We start from the raw sequence: 18,917 nt of genomic DNA on the forward strand, positions 1-18,917 counted from the left end.
TGGCAGTCCCTTTTCAGGGCGATCGGCAGGCGCCTATTTTCCGGCCCCTGCGGTCAGTCCGCCAACGATGTACTTCTGCAGGAACAGGAACAGCGCCATCACCGGGATCGCGGCGAGCACCGCACCGGCGGCGAACACCGACCAGTTTGAGGTGAACTCCTCGGAAACGTAGGAGTACAGGCCCACCGCCAGGGTCTGGTTTTCCGGGCTGACCAGCACCACGGAGGCGATCACGAAGTCGCTGGTGGTGGAGATGAAGGACAGCAGCCCCACCACGGCGAGGATCGGTGCGACCAGGCGCAGGATCATGGTGAAGAAGATCCGTGCGTGCCCGGCCCCGTCGATCTTGGCGGCCTCGTCGATTTCCACCGGCACGGTGTTGAAGAACCCGTACATCAGATAGGTGTTCACGCCCAGCGCGCCGCCGAGGTAGACCATGATCAGCGCGATCTGGTTGTCGATGCCCAACCCCGGGTACACCTCTCCCAGCGTGGTCAGCAGGATGAAGATCGCCACCACGGCCAGCAGCTGCGGGAAGATCTGCACGACCAGCAGCGAGACCAGCCCGAAGCGCCGCCCCTTGAAGCGCATCCGGCTGAAGCTGTAGGCGGCGAGAGCGCCGAGGAAGACCGAGGCGGCGGCGGTGGTCAGCCCGATGAACATGGTGTTGGCGAACCAGGCAGCGAAGGGACGCTGTTCGTTGGCGAACAGCTTGGCGTAGCTTTCGAAGCCGATGGTGGAGAAGAAGCCGTTGGAGGAGAGCAGGGTGCCATTGGGATTCAGCGAGGCGGAGAGCACGTAGAGCAGCGGGAAGGCCGCGTAGATGCACAGGGCCACACCGATCAGGTGCCGCCAGCCGGTGGCCGCGAACCATTGGCCAAAGCCCTTTTTCGGCGCCTTGCGTGGGGTGGAAATCGAAGTACTCATTAGTTCAGTTCCTCCAAGGCCTTGGTCTGCTTGAAGCTGATGACCGCGACGAGCGAGACGATCAGGAAGATGATGATGGAAAACGCGCTGGCCAGCCCGTAATCGCGTTGCGAGCCGACGAAGGCGACCTTGTACACCATGGAGATCAAGATGTCCGTGGCCCCGACGTTCATCCCCGAATCGGCTAGCCGCGGCCCGCCCTCGGTGAGCATGTAGATCACGTTGAAGTTATTGAAGTTGAACGCGAAGGAGGAGATCAGCAGCGGGGCGACGGAGACCAGCAGCAGCGGCAATTTGATCAGCCGGAAGATCTGCCAGGGTTTGGCCCCATCGATCTTGGCCGCCTCGGCCAGTTCGTCGGGAATCGACTGCAGCGCACCGGTGCACACCAGGAACATGTACGGGAAGCCCAGCCACAGGTTGACCCAGAGCACCGAGAACTTCGCCAGCCACGGGTCGGTCAGCCACGGGATCGACGCCCCGCCGAAGAGCACCTGGTTCACGTAGCCGAAGTCCTTGTTCAGCATGCCGGCCCAGACCAGGCCGCCGAGGAAGGCGGGGAACGCGTAGGGCAGGATCGAGATCACCCGGTAGACCTTGCGCCCCTTCATCCGCAGGTCGTTGAACACGATGGCCAGGAATAGGCCGAGGAAGAAGCTGGTGGCCACCGAGAGGAAGGCGAAGCCAAAGGTCCAGGCGGTCACGGAGATCAGCGAGCCGCGGATCGAGGAGTCGGTAACCGCGCGGGTGAAGTTGTCAAAGCCCACGTTGATCGACCAGCCGGGCATGAGCTGCTCGCCGCTTGGCGCGCTATAGGCTCCGACTCCGGTATCCCGGTAGACGAGGCCGGTGGCCGAATCGGTCATCGTGTCCGCGTTTGGCTCATAGACCAGGGTGGAGGTGTATTGGTAGGCGGTGCGCCCGTCGGAGGTGCGCAGCGTTCCGTCGGCCGGGTTCTCGCTGATCGGCACCGCCAGCGAGGTGACTTCCTGCTGGCGGCCGAGCAGGTCGGCGAAGGAAAGCTGGGTGTACTGCCCTAGCGCGTCCGGGTCGATGGGTGCCAGCGGGTGCTGGACGTCGCCCACCAGCGACTGCCCCTCGCGTTCGACCAAGAGGGCCAGGCCATCGGCGCCGTCGAGCACGGTGACCGGGTAGCCGGCGGATTCCGGCACGCGCTGCTGGTTGGTTTGCAGCAGCGACATGATCGCGTCGTCCTTGTCCGAATTATGCCCGGAGCCGTAGTTGGTGAAGGCGATATACCCGGTGTAGCCGATCACGAAGACCTGGAAGATCAGCAGGAACACCGCCCCGGGAGCCAGGTACTTTGCCGGCAGCCAGCCGCGCTTGAAGTAAATGGCGTTGATGACCAAGGTGATCACCGCGATGATGCTGGCGATCAGCAGCGCATCCTTGGCTACGGCCAGGAACACCGCGAAGATCGCCGTCGCGTCGAGGACCGCGATGGCCAGGATCTTGACGAGCATCGCTCCGAGCCCGGCGTTCAGGTTGCGCGTGAAGCCTTGGGCCGTGGAAGAAAGCTTAGCTGGTTCATCCTGCGGCGCACGGTCTTTCGGCGCGGTGGTTTTCATGGTCATCCCGTAATTCCTCGAGCGGTCTTTAGTGAGCGATAATCGATGCTGCGGCCGCCGGGGTCCGCCCAGGCGGGTCGGATCCCAGCGGCCGCTGGTGTCTACTTGGAAATTGCGGCTTCGATGTCCGCAGCCATTTCATCCCAGCGCTTGACTGGATCCTTGGCCTTGCCGGAGATGATATCCGCCTCGGCCACACCCCAGAATTCCCAGACCGCTGCCATTTCCGGCACGTTCGGCATCGGAACGCCGTTCTCGCCGACCTCGCCGAAGGCGGCAACTACCTCGTCGACTTTGGCTGCTTCGAAGGCAGCCTTGTTTGCCGGCGGGCGATCGCCGACCGCATACAATTCGGTCTGCACCTCTTCGGTGCCGATGTAGTTGGTCAAGAATTCGGTGGCTGCCAACAGGTTTTCGGTCTTGGAGGAGACGAAGAACCCCTGGACGGCGACAAATGGCTGGGCCGGTTCGCCGCCGGCGCTGGGGATCGGGTCGATGGCGAGCTCGATTTTCGCTTCTTCGGCGGCCTCGACGTTCCATGGGCCGGTGATCAGGAATGGCGAGTCTCCGGAGATGAACTTCTCCTTGGCGATGTCGCTGTCCACCGAGGTTTTCAGCGTGCCTTCCTTGCCCTGCTCGGCCATCCACTTGGCGAATTCTGCACCGCCGTCGTTGCCCAGTTCCAACTTGCTGGCGTCGTAGGCGCCGGTCTCATCGGTGCCGAAGACCGGTGCGCCGAAGGAGGTCTGGAATGGGTACAGGTGGAAGGGGTCCCCGGTTTCGGAGACCTGGACCAGGAATGGGAATTCGGCACCCGATTCTTCGCCCGCCTCGATCATGTCCTCAAAGCTGGCCGGTGCTTCACCGGCCAGCTCGGTATTGCGCAGCAGCGCCAGGTTTTCGGTGGCGTATGGAACGCCGTAGGCCTTGCCCTCGTAGCTCATCGCGGTGACCGCGACGTCTTGGAAGTCCGCCGCCTTATCGCCGAGTTCGACCGGCTGCACGACGCCGTTGTTTACCAGGTTGCCCAACCAGTCGTGGGCGCCGATGGTGATGTCTGGACCCTTGCCGGTGGGAACCTGGCGAAGGAAGTCTTCCTGGATCTTGGAAAAGTCCTTGATGACCAGATCCACTTTCACGCCGCTGCTGGCGGCGAATTCCTTGGCCGCCTGTTTCAGCACCGGTTCGCGGTTGGCGTCCACCCAGACGGTCAGCGATCCGGCGGATGCCGGTGCCGAGGAGGAAGCCGCCGGGGAGTTGGAGGCCGCCGGTTCAGTGCTCGTGCCGGATCCGCCGCAGGCGGTCAGCGAGAGGGCGGCGATGGCCGTCATGGCCCCGCCGACTATCAGGGAGCGAGTATTCACCTTCATTGGGTGTACCTTTCGTGGCAACTTGGTTCATCTGCGCCGGCTGAGTCTCGATCTGCTGCGCCTGGGCCGGACTGATTTTGTGTCGTGAATCACGACGCGAATGTAAGCGTTTCCAGAGTGACACAAATCATCAGGCTTGGCAACACCTCCCGCAGGCATCCGGGATCGATCGACCCTCACCCCACCGAACTCGCCTACGGCTTAACGGTTTACTGGAAGCGTTTACAATCGTGCGTTCATCGCCTATCGTTACCGGCATGACTCAATCGCGCACTCTTTCGGAATCCTCAGCGTCCGGGCACGGCTCGGAATGGTGGCGCACCTCGGTGATCTACCAGATCTACCCCCGTTCCTTCGCCGACGCCAACGGGGACGGCATTGGCGATCTGGCAGGCATCACCTCGCGCCTCGATTCCCTAGCCGACATGGATATCGACGCTATCTGGCTCTCCCCCTTCTTCACCTCCCCGCAAAAAGATGGCGGCTACGACGTGTCCAACTACTGCGATGTCGATCCGCTGTTCGGCACCTTGGCCGACTTCGACAAGATGGTGGCCCGGGCCCACGAACTCGGCTTGCGCGTGATCATCGATCTGGTGCCAAACCACTGCTCCGATCAGCACCCCTGGTTCCAGCAAGCTTTGAACGCCGCACCCGGCTCTCCCGAAAGAGACCGCTTCATCTTCCGCGACGCCCCCGCCGGCGCGCTGCCCAACAACTGGGAGTCGGTGTTCGGCGGCCCCATGTGGACCCGCACCGCCGCACCGGACGGCTCCCCAGGCCAGGCCTATCTGCACATCTTCGATTCCTCCCAGCCCGACTTCAACTGGCATAACGAGGAGGTGCGCGCCATGTTCCGCGATGTCTTGCGCTTCTGGCTGGACCGCGGCACCGACGGATTTCGCGTGGATGTCGCCCACGGCATGATCAAGGCCGAGGGCTTGCCGGATTTCACTCCCCCGGCGCACGGCGATTCCATGGGCGGCGACGAGGTGCTCGCCCCGTGGTGGGGCCAGGACGGCGTGCACGAAATCTACCGCGACTGGCGCCAGGTGCTGGACGAGTACGAAGGCGAGCGGGTGCTTTGCGCCGAAGCCTGGGTCAGCCCGCTGGAGCTGATGGCCAAGTGGGTGCGTGATGACGAAATGCATCAGGCATTCAACTTCCCGTATTTGGGCACCGAGTGGGATGCGCCCGCGCTTCGGCAGGTCATCAACGACTCCCTGCGCGCCTTCCGCGCCGTCGGCGCGCCGAGCACCTGGGTGCTCTCCAACCACGATGTGGTGCGCCATGCCTCGCGCCTGGCATTGCGCGACGACAACCCGCAGGGCGAAGGCATCGGCCCGCTCACGCCGAATCACCCGGATCCGGCGCGCGGACTGCGCCGGGCGCGGGCGGCGTCCGCATTGATGCTGGCCTTGCCCGGCGGGGCCTACCTCTACCAGGGCGAAGAGCTCGGCCTGCCCGAAGCCATGGAGCTGCCCGATGCCGCCCGGCAGGATCCTACCTGGTTCCGCACCAACGGCGAACGCTACGGCCGCGACGGCTGCCGCGTTCCCATCCCCTGGGAAGCCGCGGCCCCGGCCTTCGGCTTCAGCGCCAGCGGGGAAAGCTGGCTGCCGCAGCCGGCCAGCTGGAAGCGCTACGCGCGCTCGGAACAAGCCGCGCAGCCCGATTCGACCCTGAATATGTACCGCTCGCTGCTGCGCCTGCGCCGCGAAAACCAGTTGGGCTCCGGCGACGTGCAATGGCTGGAGACCGGCAGCGAGCAGCTGCTGGCGCTGCGCAACCGCGCGGTGACCGTCATCGTGAATTTCGCCGGGCAACGCGCCGAGCTACCCGGCCAGCTCGCCGGCCTGCCGGTCTTGCAGGCCAGCGCCGAACAGTCACGGCCCGGGGTCATCGAGGCCGAATCGGCCTTGTGGCTTGGCGCCGAGCGCCGGTAGCGCCCGGTAGTCTCGAAAGTACGTGCGGCATCCGGGCAACGGATGCCGCACCCGCTCAGCAATTCATCGAGGAAGGGTCAACGTGGCCGGTATCAAGGACGTGGCTGAAGCCGCAGGGGTTTCCATCGCCACCGTTTCCCGAGCGCTTTCGGGCCGCGGCAACGTCTCGGCCACCACCCTGGCCGCGGTGCGCCGCGCGGCCGACGAGCTGGACTACGTCGTCTCCTCCAGCGCCTCGGGGCTGGCCTCGGGGCGAACGCGCAATATCGGGGTGCTGGTGCCGATGATCAACCGCTGGTACTACGGTTCGGTGCTCGAAGGGATCAGCACGGCGCTGATGCGCGAAGGCTACGACACCACGCTGTACCAGTTGAGCAAGGACGTCGATCAGCGCGAAAAGGTCTTCTCAGATTTCCTCTTGCGCCAACGCGTGGACGCGGTGATCGCGGTGAACGTCGAGCTCAGCGAAGCCGAGGTAGCCGCCCTGCATGCACTGGATAAACCCCTGGTGGGAGTGGGCGGGCCGCTGCCCGGGGCACCCACCTTGTATTTGAATGAGGAAGCCGTCGCGGCCCTGGCCACCGAACACCTGATCACCTTGGGCCATACGCGGATCGCGCATATCGGCGGCAGCCAGGAAACCGACCTGGATTTCCAGCTCCCCACCCAGCGCCGCGCCGGATACGAACGCGCCTTGCGCGAAGCCGGCCTGAGCGTGGACGACGAATTGTATATGGGTGCTGATTTCACCATGGCCCAAGGCTACGAGGCGGCCAAGCAGCTGCTCGGCCACCCGGGGCACCGCCCCACCGCGATCTTTGCCGCGAGCGATGAGATGGCCATCGGGGCGATGCTCGCCGCCCGGGATCTGGGCCTGCAGCTTCCCCACGATCTGTCGGTGATCGGCATCGACAATCATGAGCTCGCCGAAATGTTCGGCCTGACAACCATCGAGCAGCGTCCGCATGAACAGGGCGAAACGGCCGTGGCGATGCTGCTGCGCACCATCCGCGGGCTGGAAGCCGCCGAGGGGCACCAGATCAAGCATCGGCTCATCGTGCGTTCATCGACAACGCGCCCACCGGCCTAGGCCGGTGGGCGCGTCGCCGCTATTAAGTTATTGTTTTGGCCGCGGCATGACTAGCCGAGGGTGGATGCCGGAGCCTCTTCGCCTTCAACTTCTTCCAGATGCAGGTTGCGGCCCTGGGTTTCGCCAACCCACAGCACGGCGCCGGCGGAAATCACGGTCAGCACCATAATGTAGACCGCGATCGACCCGGACCAGCCGGTAGCGGTCAGCAGGATCTGCGCGACGGTCGCGGCGAAGGCGCCGCCGAGGATCGAACCGAGCGCGTAGCCGATGGAGATGCCCGAGTAGCGGATGCGTGCCGGGAACATCTCGGCGTACATCGCCGACTGCGGGCCGTAGGAAAGACCCAGGCCGATGGTGAGCACAAAAATCCCGATCGTGTAGAGCACGATATTCGCGGTGTCCACGAGCATGAACATCGGAATCATCCAGACGAACACAATCCCGTAGCCGATGACGAACGTATTGCGGCGTCCGATCCTATCCGAAAGCCAGCCGCCGACCAGGGTGAAGATCAGCCAGCCGACCGAGCCGATGGTGGTCGCCAGCAGGATCGGCGCCAGCTCCATCCCCAGCACCTTGGTGGTGTAGGAGATGAAGAACGCGATCACCAGGTAACCGGCCGCGTTGTTGGAAACGAAGATCAGCGCCGCCTGCAGTACCTGCTTGAGGTTCGTGCTCATCAGTTCGCGCAGCGGGGTGTGCTCCGAAGCCTTGCGCTGTGCCATGGCCTTGAAGACCGGGGACTCTTCCACCGCGCGGCGAATCATGTAGCCGACAAGAATCAGCACCACCGACAGCAGGAATGGAATGCGCCAGCCCCATGACTGGAACTGTTCGGGAGTCATCGACACCCGCAGGATGAACAGCAGCCCGGTGGCCAGAATCATGCCGATGGGCACACCGATCTGCGGGAAGGCGCCAAAGTAGCCACGACGGGCATTCGGTGCGTGCTCCACGGCCATCAGCGCCGCTCCGCCCCATTCGCCACCTGCCGAGAAGCCCTGGATCACACGCAAGAGCACCAGCAGGATTGGCGCGCCGATGCCGATCGCAGCGTAGGTCGGCAAGACACCGATCAGCGAGGTGGCCACGCCCATGAGGATCAGCGTCAGCACCAGGATCTTCTTCCGGCCGTAGCGGTCGCCCAGGTGGCCAGCCACGACGGCGCCCAACGGACGGAAGAAGAAGGAAATGCCGATCATGGCGAAGGAAAGGATCTGCGCCAACGCAGGGTTCGATTCACCCAGCGGTTCCAGGAACAGCGGAGTCAGCAAGGTTGCGGTGAGCTGGGCAAAAATGAAGAAGTCGTACCACTCGATGGTGGTACCGACCAGGGTGCCGGCGAGAACGCGCCGCTCTTCCTGGGTGCGGGATACGGTTGTAGACATGTGCGAGTGTCCTCAGCTGAAGATGCGATTAAATACCGACCGTTCGGACGGGTAACAAACCAATAGTAGATTATGAGTGATCATCCTCACAAGCCAACGAGGCGCGGGCCACATTTCGGGCCGTGGGGCCACGGGCGATTCAGCAGACCTGCGGGGCAACGAAATTCTAAAAACGAATTCGCCGTTCGGATAGAGAACCCTTAGACTCGCTTTGAGAACTACTAGCGTCGAGCCCAAGGCGATTTGTCCGTCGGAATTTTCGGCGGCAGCGCCGGAATGAAGAAGATGTCATCCTCGCAAACTTTGTCTCGTGGTATCCGGGTATTGGAGATCGTTGCGGACTCCACGGTCAATCTGACCATCGCGGAAATCGCCGCCGAGCTCGACGTGCACCGTTCCATCGCCTACCGGATATTGCGCACCTTGGAAGAGCACCGTCTGCTCAGCCGCGACGAAGCCGGCCGGATTCGAACCGCCTCGGGATTAGCGGCACTGGCCCGGTCGGTGCAGCGTGACCTGCAAACCGCCGCGATGCCGGAGCTGACCAAGATCGCCAACGAACTGTCGATGACCGCCTTCATCGCCGTCTGGGAGCATGACATGTGCACCACCTTGCAGTCGGTCGAACCGCTGCACTCGCACCGCGCCATCGTTCACCGCCCCGGTTCGGTCCATGGCATGGATATCGGTGCCCCGGGGATCGCGATCCAGTCCAAATACACGCGCGGCCAATGGGACGCGATGCAAACCGGTATCGAGTACCGGGAGCCTGCGCGCGCCGCGCGCATCGAGGGGTACGCCACCAGTGAGGATGAAGTGATCCAAGGTGTCACGGCCATTGCGGTTCCCATCTCCCACAACGGGCCAACACCTGCGGCGATCGCGGTAGTCTTCGCCACGAGCACCGTGGATGATCGCGAACGCATTGTCCGCGCGCTCAAGGAAGCTGCGCTGAACATCGGCGACGAGCTGGACTAGCGCCAGCAAAAGCACCACAGATGAGCGAAGGCTCCTTCCCACCCGGGAAGGAGCCTTCGCTGAATCACAAGCTACGCTACCGTACCCGCGACAAGGACGGCGCCTGGGAGACGATCAGCTTCATGGCCAATGCGGCGAGCAGTATCAGGAATGCGGCCGCGCTGGAGACCCAGAAGGCCCCGAGATAGCCTGCCGAGTCGGCGAGCAGCCCGGCCAATCCGTTCCCGATCGAGGTACCCACCACGATGCCCGCCGACAGCAGCGTCATCACGGTGGACAGCAACTTCGGCGGAGCGACCTCCCCGCCGAGGGTCATCACCGTCACGATGACCGGCCCCACCGCGAAGCCCGCGACGAACAAGGCCAGCAGCATCCATGGGACGGTTGCCGCAAAATGCAATCCGAAGCTGGCGATAGTCAGCGCTAGACCGCAGGTGATCCAGCGGTTAATCTGGCTGAACCCTTGCGGCCAGGCGGCCACGGACACGGCAGCCAAGGCGCTGGAAATACCCATCGCTCCATAGAGCAGTCCGCCCTGGTTCGAGTCCCCCTGGGCGCCGGCAAAGGCGAGGGTGCCCGCGGCCGATGAGCCAAAGACGGTGCCCAAGCCGATCATGCCCATAACCAGCGCGCCAATCGCGGCGAGCCGGGCACGACCGATGCGGACCTTTCCGGTCTGCGCGGTGGCGGCGTGCAGCTTCACCGCGTCACCGGTGCGGTGCTTGGCAAAGACCGGGACGAGCACCACGGTGAGTACCGCGGCAATCAACAATGGCAAGGTGGGGTGCAGTAGCGATGCCAGCAGGCCAACGGCTACCGGGCCAAAGACGAAGCCGAGCTCGTCGAGCATGGATTCAAGGCTGAGCGCAGCGGTGAGCACCTTCGGGTTTCTCTTCTGCTGGCGTGTCATCGAAATCCAGCGCACCCGCGACATCGGGCCGACTTGCGGGCCGGTGGCACCGGCAAGCAGGGAAATCAGCACGAGCACGCCGACCACCATGCCCGGCCCGCTGTTTCCATACCAGGTGAGTACGAGCAGCAAGATGGTGTGCAGGATCGCAGCCGGAATGAGGACGGGGCGCTGGCCCAAACGGTCGGCCAGATAGCCGAGCGTCGGTCCGCCGATGGCCGAACCCAAGCCGACCATGGCGGCGCTCAGGCCGCCGAGTGCATAGGATCCCGAGGAGGCAGTCACCAGGGTCATGGACCCAATGGTGAGCATTGCCAGCGGAAGCCGGGCAAAGAAAGATAACGGAAGGTACGCGGTACCAACCATCGGAACCAATGATGCAAAACCTGGTTTAGGTTCGATGATTTCGTTCGGTTCGTTGGACAACATATGTTGAGTCAACAATTCTCCACAACAAAGCGTGTGTCGTCCCACGCCCCCCGACACACAAAATTTCCCAGACATGCCTGATGGCACTACTTTCAACATACCAGCGTCTTCGGCAATGTCTAGCTCATATAGCGAGCATCACTTCCGGAGTCATATCGATGGTCGACCCATGCTGCGTCTTGGTGACCGTGACACGGTTGGAAATGCGTTGTTTCATCTCTGAAACGTGTGAAACCAGGCCGATCATCCGCCCTCCGGCACGCAGCGATTCCAGCGCTTCCATAACCTGCTCCAGGGTCTCCGCATCAAGGGATCCGAAGCCTTCATCGACGAAGAGCGTCTGCATGTCCACGGCACCGCTGTGATGGGAAATGACGTCGGCCAGACCAAGCGCGAGCGCCAGCGAGGCCATGAAGGTTTCACCGCCGGACAGCGTCTGGGTATCGCGTTCCTTGCCGGTCCATGAGTCACGCACACGCAAGCCCAGACCGGACTTCGAGTTGCCGCGGGTCGAATCATCATGGTGCAAGGAGTAGCGATTCGAGGACATGATCATCAATCGCTCGGTCGCGGCCGCGGCGACTTCTTCCAAGCGCGCCGCCAGCACATAGGTGCTGAGCGTCATTTTGTACTTGTTCTCTCCCCCACCACGAATTACTTCGGCGAGGTCGCGAAGGCGCCGGTATGCGTCGATCACCGGTCCCGATTCCGAACGATACTCGGCCAGTGCCGTGACGGATTTGCGCAGCCGTTCGAGTTGGGTCTGCGCGAGCACCTCGTCCTGGCGTGCGCTCTCGAACAGCTCCTCGGCCAACTTGGCGTTCTCCCGTGCCTCGCGCAGGTCTTCCTCGGTCGGTGTTTTAATGCCCGCGGCGCTGAATTCCCGGGCACGCCGGTAGTCTTCGGAGCCCTTGAGCGTGGCAATGGCGCTGGAACGTACGGTGTCCTGGTGATGGATGCGCTCGAATTCCTCGCGCGCCTCCGTGGACAGCAGCGCCGCCGCATATTTCGCGTCCTCGTCGAATCCGGCCTCTTCGCGTTCACGAGTCCAGCTCTCTTGGGCCTTCTGCGCGGAATCCACCGCCGCTAGGTAGTCCTTGAGCGTGTTCAAGGCGCGATTGAAGATCGTGAATTCTGCGCGTACCTTCAGCACTACGTCATCGATGCCCAAATCACTGCCTTCACGCAGCTGCCTGAGTTTCTCCTCGAGCTCGGAAATCTGCGTGTTCAGGGACTCCACTTGCTTGGTACTCGCGGCGTGGTCCATCGCTGCCGCGGCGACCTTCGCGGTCTCTACTTCGATGCGCGTGCGCAGGGATTCGAGTTTTCGAACCAGCTCGGCAGTCTGGGCTTGTGCGGCAACGGCCGCGTCGAGTGCTTCCTGCGCTTCGCCGGCTTTGGCCTGGCCCGCCTCGACGGTTAGTTCCTGGGCGACTTCGGCCGCTGCCTCGAATTTGGTGGTCGCGATGTCACGGGCCTTGGCCTTGCGTTGCTGGAGGTCGCGTTCGTCCTGGACTGCTTTCTCCAGCGCTTCGAGCCGCTCGTCGTCGATCAGTTCGGCACCGGCTTCGGCTCGGGCCGGCCGTGGATGTTCCAGCGAACCGCACACCAGGCAGGGCGATCCGTCTTCGAGTGCCGCCGCAAGACGCAGCGCGCTCTGTTCCAGTTGGGTGCGTTGCGCGGCGATGTGCGTATTTTCCGCGGCGTTGAGCTTCAGGCTCTGCTCGGCATACTCGATGTCGGCTTTGGTCAGCGCAATACGGAGCTTATCGCGGAGTTTGACCTGGCCAACCAAGTCCTGCGCGGTTTTCAGCTCTTCGGTTGCCTGTTGTTTTGCCGTGGCGGCGGCTACCGCGTCGAGCTTGCCCGGATCCGCAGCAAGCTCATCGCGCCCAAGGCGCAATTGTTCGAGCGTCTTCTCCGCGTCGCTGCGGGACTTGAGCTGCTTGGCGGCCAGTTCGATCGATTCTTCGAGTTCTTGGCGAAGGCGTTGTTGCTTGGCCTCATCGCTCACCGCCGCCTTGAGGACCGCGAGCCGATTGCTCAATTTCAGCGTGCGCACTCGGATGTTCTCAAGGTCTTCGGCGTTGGGCTGGAGCCGCAGTCCGTGCTCCTTCAGCAGTTGGGCTTTGCTGTCTTCCCACGGCCCGGTCAGTTCTTTCAGCTCACGTTGCGTGTCCTTGAGTTGAGCCTCATAGCCGCGGATTCCGGCGGCCCGCCCATGGAGCTCAAGGCCCTGTCCGGCAAGGACGGCTGCGGGATGCATGCGTTCTTGCTCTGCCTCCAGGCTCAGCAATTCGGCCTGGCGGGCAAATACGCGGCGGCGTTCGTCCAGGGATTGCTGGTTTTTAAGCGCCTTGTCGCGTTGCATTCGTTGGTTTGCGCAGTTTTCCTGATGCGCCGTGGCTAGAGCAAGAATTCGGGCATCGTAGCCGGCAAATTCTGCGGCTAAATCCAGTGGTTGCTCCACCTCTTCCACGGGCTCTTCCGGGTCCCCCGTTTCGTGGACCGCCAAGTACTCGGTGGCTTCCTCGCGTATGCCATTTTCACGCGCGCTGAGCGTCGCTTCAACAGCGGCGGCCTTCTTGCGTTCCTCGCCTAGCCGTACGTTGAATTCTTCCTCGATCTTCGCGTAATCGCTGGTGTCGAAGAGGTTGCTCAACAGCTCTTCACGGGCGGTGGCCTTGGCGCGCAGGAAGTCGGCGAAGCCACCTTGCGGAAGCATCACCACCTTGGTGAATTGATCGCGGTCCAGCCCCAAGAGGCCCCCGAGGACCTGGCCCACCTCGTCGTTGCGTGTGGAGAGAGCTTCCCATTGCCCCTTGACCAATTCGCGCAACGCGCTGGATGCCTTCTGTTCGGTGATGCCATTCTTGCCGCGTTTGCTCGGGCGCATCCAGGCCGGCGACCGGGTGACCTCGAATCGCCGGTCCCCGATGGTCAGCTCGCAGATGACCTGCGGTTCGACTCCCAGCGCCGCATGGTCCGAACGGATCTGCCGGCTGCCGGCTCGATTTCCAGGCAAGGATCCATAGATGCCGTAGCAAATCGCGTCGAGGATGCTGGATTTCCCGGCACCGGTCGGACCGTCGAGCAAGAACAGTCCGCCGGAGGCCAGCTCGTCAAAATTGACTTCTTCGACGCCAGCGAAAGGGCCAAAAGCCTGAATTCTAAGCCGATGGATTCTCATTTGCTCACCTGTGCTTCACGAGTGCTGCGGATGACCGAATCGAGCAATTCGCGTTCAAGTTCATCGGGGTGCCGGTCCCTGACATGTTCGATGAAGTCCGAGCAGACCTGCGCGGTGCTGGTCGCCTTGGCCATGCGTTCGGAGTAGCTGGACTTTTCCTTCACCTTGCCGCCTTGCGGGTCAAAAGCCAGCACCACCGTGTCCGGGAATCGGGTCCGCACCTTGCTCATCGCATCGGCCGGACGTTCGGGATCGGTCAGGGTCACCTGGCACCAGGCGTCCTGGGCGTATTCGAGGGACTCATCGGCGAGCAGGTCCGCCAAGTCTCCGCGGAGCACGGCCAGCTTTTTAGGCACCGAGAGGATGGCCTCCTGGTACCCGGTGATGCCTTCGGCTCCGGTATCGATCAGCCACACGCCCTTGCGCTGGTTCACCTCGGAGAACGAGTAGGCCAAGGGGGAACCCGAATAGCGGATGTGTTCGGTAATGCGTTGCCGGCCATGCAGGTGTCCCAGCGCGGTGTAGTCAAAGTTCTCAAACAGGTGCGCCGGCACCACATCCAGATTTCCGGTGCTCAGCTCTCGTTCGGAGTCGCTGCCCTGTCCGCCGGCGGCAAAGAGATGAGCCATGGCTACGGAGACGACCGGCGAACCCTGCTGGCGCAAGCCGGCCAGATGCCCCTCGATGCGCGTGAGTGCGGCGCCGGCCACCGCTTCATGGCTGGCCCGATCGACCTGCAGCTCGTCCATCACCATGCGGGGCTCCAGGTACGGGATGCCGTAGACGGCCACCTGGTGGTCCCCGCCGTCGAGCAGCACCGGTTCGAGCATGCGTGCGGGTTCGGCGAAGATGTGCACCCCGGCGGAGTCAAGCAGTGCCGAGGCGAAGCCCAGCCGTGAGGCGGAATCGTGATTGCCGCTGGTCAGGATCAGCGTCGCCCCGGTCTTGCGAAGTTCACCGAGCGCCCAGTTGCAGAGGCGGACCGCATCGACATGTGGCAGCGCCCGGTCGTAGATGTCACCGGCCACCAGCACCGCGTCAACCTGGCGTTCGCGGGTGATGTCGATGATCTCCTGAAGTACGTTGCGCTGGGTTTCGAGCAACGACGCACCATGGAAGGTCCGTCCCAAATGCCAGTCGGAGGTATGAAGCAATCGCATGAATCCACCTTATGCACTTGCGCCGACAGAATGAGCATTAGAATGTGGAGTGTGAATGAAACCGGTGAAATTGCACTCCTGCCAGAGAACTACTCAGACAAGGTGTTCGCGATCCTGCTCGGCATAGCCGACGGCGCAACCCACGCCCGCGACGATATCGATCCCGGCGCCACCGAATTGCTCCCGCTGTATATGGCCGACGGGCTGCTCGAAGCCCTCGAATGGGCCAACGACGGTGTGGGCAGCGATGAAGCGGCCTGTATGTGGCTTGCCTCGCTGCGCGGCTACGCACAGCTGACCGGGTCTTTCCCTACCGGAGCGCCCGAACCGCTGAAACGCTGGATCGATGCCGAGTTCGCCAAGGTTGAACTGCACGAAGGCATCCTGCCCGGCGACCCGCAAAATGTCGCCGGACTGAACTCCGCCGATATGGGTCAGCGCGTTCGCCCCACGGGCCCCAACGCCGATTCAACCGGAGTGCTTCCGCGTGCGGCCGTTGCCGCACTGCTGGCCCGCGTACCCGTGGACACCACGGTTGCCGTGGCCCGCTCGGCCGCATTCCTGACGCACGATACCCAGGCTGCCAACACGGCCATCGCCGCCGCAAAGATCATTCGTTCGGCCATGGAACGCTCCGAAGGCTCCGCCGGCGAATGGGAAGGCATGCTTGAAGGGCTGGAAGGCCCTTCGGCCGAGGCCCTGCGCCAAGTCGTTTCCATCGTCCGGGATTCGCTGCACCTGTCACCGACCGATGCCTACGCTGCCTACTTCGCCGACAAGGGACCCGCCGAGGCCGAAGAAGAATCCGATGTCGAAGCCGAAGAGGCGCCAGCAGACGACGAGACCACCGTACGCGACCCAGAAACCGATGCCTACGCCGTAGCCCTGTTGGCTGCCGTTTATGGTTCCGATGCAGTGGGCGACCGCCCTGCCTCCGCGTTGGATGACATCATCTCCGAGCTGCATGACCGTTGGATGGCCCTGCTCGTCTAAACGCGTATCGCTGCGACGGTGCCGACATAATCGTTGGCTCGCCTGGTCCCGGATTCCGGAAGATTGGTGCCGGGACCAGGTGAGCAGACTTCTCAAGGTTCTAGGCAAACCTGCCGCACACGCCACAGCGGGATGTCGACGCGAACACTCTCGGGTTCTCACATTCCGCCGGCAACGCGCAGCGTCGCCCCGGTGGTGTACCCGGCATCCTCGGAGAGCAGCCACGCGACGGCTCCGGCAATCTCTGCCGGATCTCCGGCGCGCCCCAGTGGGATCGCAGTGGCCACTTTCGCTGGCCGCTGCGGGTCCTGGTGGAAGTCGGTCCAGACGGTCCCGGGCTCGACGCAGTTGACACGGACGCCATACGAGGCGACCTCTTTTGACAACCCGACGGCAAGGGCGGCCACGCCTGCCTTCGCGGCAGCATAGTGCACGTAGGAACCGGGGCTGCCAATCGTGGAGGCTGCGGAACCAATAAGCACCAGCGAACCGCGCGTCGCCTTGAGGCGCGGGATTGCGGCGCGTGCGGTCAGCACCGGGCCAAGCAGGTTGACCTCGAGATCCTGCCGGATCGCCTCGGGGTCGAGATCGTCCAATGCTCCGACAGCCTCGACGGCGCCGGCCGACGCAACCACACCCGCTAGCGGACCGAGGGCCTCGCTGGACCGAAAGAATTCTTCCAACGACGTCGGATCGGTGACATCGACGCGGGAGGCGAGCGCATGACCGCCCTGCTGGCGGACATTGTTCGCTAAGGAGATGGCGGCTTGCTCATCGCGGCGGTAGCCGATGAGAACATTATGCCCCGCGGCTGCAACGCGTTGGACGATGGCAGCACCAATGCCTCGCGACCCGCCGGTGACCGCGACCACCATTCCAGAAGAGTTCATTCACCGAGCTTAAACGCGGCAGGCGGGCGCGCCAAATCTGGGCACCTGAACACTCATGCAAGTTACTGGCGGGAGGTTATTCCTGGCTTGATCCCGGATCGTTAGCCACTAGACGATGAAGCTAGCTCTTGTTCCTCACCGGTGGTGGAGTTCTGCTCCGCGTCTGGGAAGACAAATTTGTGCAGCGCCCACCAGCGGAAAACCATGGCCAGTACGGTGCCGATGATCGGCCCTGAAACGAAGTCGGCGATTTCCTGGCTCAGGAAGGAGACTTGCGGATAGTGATATCCCAGGATCCACCGGGACACATACAGTGGGGCCGAGTTGATGCCAATGCCAATCAGTGAAACCGCGAAAAATCCGATCGCCTGGACGCGCTTGCGGAAGGCATCGTTCTGATGCTGGAAGGTGTACTGCCGGGTGAGGACGAAGGAGACGATTGTCGCAACACCGTTGGCAATGATGAAAGCGGTCGTCGGGTGCGCTTCGAGCACGGTGAATTTCAGACCGTAGTTGACCACTAGCGTCACCACAAAGCAGAACCCGCCCACGCCGACGAAGCGCATGAGTCTTGTTAGCACGCGATTTTTACCGCTCACAGTTGCTCCGTGGTTGTTAGTGGCTGAAGACGTTGTTGCGGCTGGCCGTGCTTAACCCTGGACGGCCATTCCGAAGCCTTCGACCAGTTGCATGAATTCACCTTCGGAGATGATTTCCACGCGTTGCCCCTTGTCACGCAGTTTCAGCACGTGCTTTGCCTTGTTGGTCAGCCGCCCGTTGGAGAGATCCTGCGGCACAAACCCATCTCCGACAACCAGCGCGGTCGTTGCCCGGGTGACCCGCGAGGCGGTCTGCGCACCGTAGTTAGCGGCCCATTGCTTTGCCTTGGGGCGAGGCACGGCGAGATTGCCGGTAAAGACCATCACCTGTCCGTATAACGGATGCGTGGGATCGGCACTCGAATTCGGTTCGGGATTATCGCCTTCCTGCGGCCATGAGCCGAAGGCGTCTTGGGGCGGCAGCGGTTGGCCGCTGGCTATCCAGCCTTGTGCGTCACGGGTAGCGCGGGAAAACTCTTCGCCTGGGTTCCACGCGGCGGTCAATCCAAGCCCGACTTTGTAATGATCGGCTGCCTGCAAGACAGTGCTCGCATTGCTGCGTTGCGCTATGTCGATCATCGCCCACGCGCAGGCCTCGGCATCAGCCAAGGCTTCGTGGTGGTTTTCGATTGGGTGCCCGGCCTCTTCGGCGACGAACGGCAGCGAATAGCTCGGCAGATCATAGGCCTTGCGCGAAAGCTTGACCGTGCAAAGGTGAGCAAGTTGCGGTACCGATAGCTCACTTGCTTCGGAAGCTGCCCGAATGACGCCCGAGTCGAAAGCCGAGTTGTGGGCTACGAGAACATCTGAACCGACGAACTCCAGCAGGTCGCCGAGCTTCTCGCCGACCCGTGGCGAGTGTGTGACCATATCCTCGGTGATGTGGTGAATCGAGACGTTCCGTGGGTCGAAATGATCGAAACCCTCCGGAGGCCGAAGCAACCACTGTTCGGTTTCGACGATACGTCCGGAACGGACCTTTACTAGGCCGACCGAGCAGGCCGAGCCGATAAATCCGTTCGCCGTTTCAAAATCTAGCGCTGTGAAGTCCAATGACACGCCTGCCAGTTTACTCCCTTTCGCTAAATCAACGTCATCGGTGTCCCCTCGACGGCCTTTCTCGGCTGCAAGACTCCCTTTTACTACAGCGTTGCGTATCTCATTAAACACGTATCTGACCTGCGTTTATTAACAATCGATTCGATTCGCCGCAAAATAGGAAGAGCAAGACAGCTCACATCAGAAGGCACTGCAGTTCCCGCGATTCACGCCGTAATGGATTACGCATTTTGATGGCGAACCGCTCAGCATGCGCAGGCCATTTCCACTAGCTGCCTCCCTTCGCCCATAGCCCATAGCCCCTAGCCCCTGCAAGGATCCATCGTCCACAGGACGACAATCGGATTTTCGGGTTAAAACAGCGAAAGGCCCAGAGCTGCACCGAACACGGCATTG

At 62.6% G+C, this 18,917-nt stretch carries 14 protein-coding genes; 4 read left to right on the forward strand and 10 right to left on the reverse strand.

Translation table 11 applies throughout. The annotated features are described in order from the left end of the window. Positions 1–33 precede the first annotated feature (33 nt). From ACT3UQ_RS17590 to ACT3UQ_RS17600, 3 genes are all read right to left on the reverse strand, one after another. Positions 34–927, reverse strand: a complete 894-nt coding sequence (locus tag ACT3UQ_RS17590) for a sugar ABC transporter permease (RefSeq protein WP_105554797.1) — start codon at positions 925–927, stop codon at positions 34–36. Next, positions 927–2,522, reverse strand: a complete 1,596-nt coding sequence (locus tag ACT3UQ_RS17595) for an ABC transporter permease subunit (RefSeq protein WP_444637627.1) — start codon at positions 2,520–2,522, stop codon at positions 927–929. Before ACT3UQ_RS17595 ends, ACT3UQ_RS17590 begins: the two co-directional genes overlap by 1 nt. Before the next feature lie 95 nt (positions 2,523–2,617). After that, positions 2,618–3,886: a sugar ABC transporter substrate-binding protein gene (locus ACT3UQ_RS17600; protein WP_444637628.1), complete on the reverse strand. Its 1,269-nt coding sequence runs from the start codon at positions 3,884–3,886 to the stop codon at positions 2,618–2,620. 257 nt (positions 3,887–4,143) lie between these two features. Between ACT3UQ_RS17600 and ACT3UQ_RS17605 the strand changes: the two genes are divergently transcribed. After that, complete coding sequence (locus ACT3UQ_RS17605) at positions 4,144–5,832, forward strand: glycoside hydrolase family 13 protein (RefSeq protein WP_444637629.1); 1,689 nt, start codon at positions 4,144–4,146, stop codon at positions 5,830–5,832. A gap of 82 nt (positions 5,833–5,914) precedes the next feature. Next, the gene (locus ACT3UQ_RS17610) at positions 5,915–6,922 is read left to right on the forward strand and encodes a LacI family DNA-binding transcriptional regulator (RefSeq protein ID WP_105554800.1); all 1,008 of its coding nucleotides are present in this window, start codon (positions 5,915–5,917) and stop codon (positions 6,920–6,922) included. A 50-nt stretch (positions 6,923–6,972) separates the two neighbouring features. On the opposite strand, the gene ACT3UQ_RS17615 is transcribed toward ACT3UQ_RS17610, so the two are convergent. After that, complete coding sequence (locus ACT3UQ_RS17615; protein WP_105554801.1) at positions 6,973–8,313, reverse strand: MFS transporter; 1,341 nt, start codon at positions 8,311–8,313, stop codon at positions 6,973–6,975. A 243-nt stretch (positions 8,314–8,556) separates the two neighbouring features. Between ACT3UQ_RS17615 and ACT3UQ_RS17620 the strand changes: the two genes are divergently transcribed. Next, a complete protein-coding gene (locus tag ACT3UQ_RS17620; protein ID WP_258133793.1) occupies positions 8,557–9,291 on the forward strand; it encodes an IclR family transcriptional regulator in 735 nt (244 codons plus the stop codon). A 76-nt stretch (positions 9,292–9,367) separates the two neighbouring features. Here ACT3UQ_RS17620 and ACT3UQ_RS17625 read toward each other — a convergent pair whose 3' ends face one another. From ACT3UQ_RS17625 to ACT3UQ_RS17635, 3 genes are all read right to left on the reverse strand, one after another. Further along, positions 9,368–10,630 carry an MFS transporter gene (locus tag ACT3UQ_RS17625; RefSeq protein WP_444637630.1) on the reverse strand — a complete coding sequence of 421 codons (1,263 nt, stop codon included), beginning with the start codon at positions 10,628–10,630 and terminating at the stop codon, positions 9,368–9,370. 124 nt (positions 10,631–10,754) lie between these two features. After that, entirely contained in the window at positions 10,755–13,820 is a 3,066-nt protein-coding gene (locus tag ACT3UQ_RS17630) for an AAA family ATPase (RefSeq protein ID WP_444637631.1), read from the reverse strand. Then, positions 13,817–14,980, reverse strand: a complete 1,164-nt coding sequence (locus ACT3UQ_RS17635) for an exonuclease SbcCD subunit D (protein ID WP_444637632.1) — start codon at positions 14,978–14,980, stop codon at positions 13,817–13,819. The genes ACT3UQ_RS17630 and ACT3UQ_RS17635 overlap by 4 nt, the downstream gene beginning before the upstream one ends. A gap of 51 nt (positions 14,981–15,031) precedes the next feature. Between ACT3UQ_RS17635 and ACT3UQ_RS17640 the strand changes: the two genes are divergently transcribed. Then, the gene (locus ACT3UQ_RS17640) at positions 15,032–15,973 is read left to right on the forward strand and encodes an ADP-ribosylglycohydrolase family protein (RefSeq protein WP_181148561.1); all 942 of its coding nucleotides are present in this window, start codon (positions 15,032–15,034) and stop codon (positions 15,971–15,973) included. Positions 15,974–16,131: 158 nt separating this feature from the next. Here the strand turns inward: ACT3UQ_RS17640 and ACT3UQ_RS17645 are convergent, their stop codons facing one another. From ACT3UQ_RS17645 to ACT3UQ_RS17655, 3 genes are all read right to left on the reverse strand, one after another. Continuing rightward, positions 16,132–16,863 (reverse strand): SDR family NAD(P)-dependent oxidoreductase, encoded by a 732-nt coding sequence (locus ACT3UQ_RS17645; RefSeq protein ID WP_444637633.1) that lies wholly within the window; start codon positions 16,861–16,863, stop codon positions 16,132–16,134. 101 nt (positions 16,864–16,964) lie between these two features. Beyond that, complete coding sequence (locus tag ACT3UQ_RS17650) at positions 16,965–17,462, reverse strand: GtrA family protein (protein ID WP_444637634.1); 498 nt, start codon at positions 17,460–17,462, stop codon at positions 16,965–16,967. Positions 17,463–17,513: 51 nt separating this feature from the next. Next, positions 17,514–18,521, reverse strand: coding sequence for an exonuclease domain-containing protein (locus ACT3UQ_RS17655; protein ID WP_105554808.1), 1,008 nt, complete (start codon positions 18,519–18,521; stop codon positions 17,514–17,516). Between the last annotated feature and the right edge of the window lie 396 nt (positions 18,522–18,917).

The sequence above is a fragment of the Glutamicibacter sp. AOP12-B1-11 genome, from assembly GCF_052379245.1.
In the GTDB taxonomy this organism is placed as follows: domain Bacteria; phylum Actinomycetota; class Actinomycetes; order Actinomycetales; family Micrococcaceae; genus Glutamicibacter.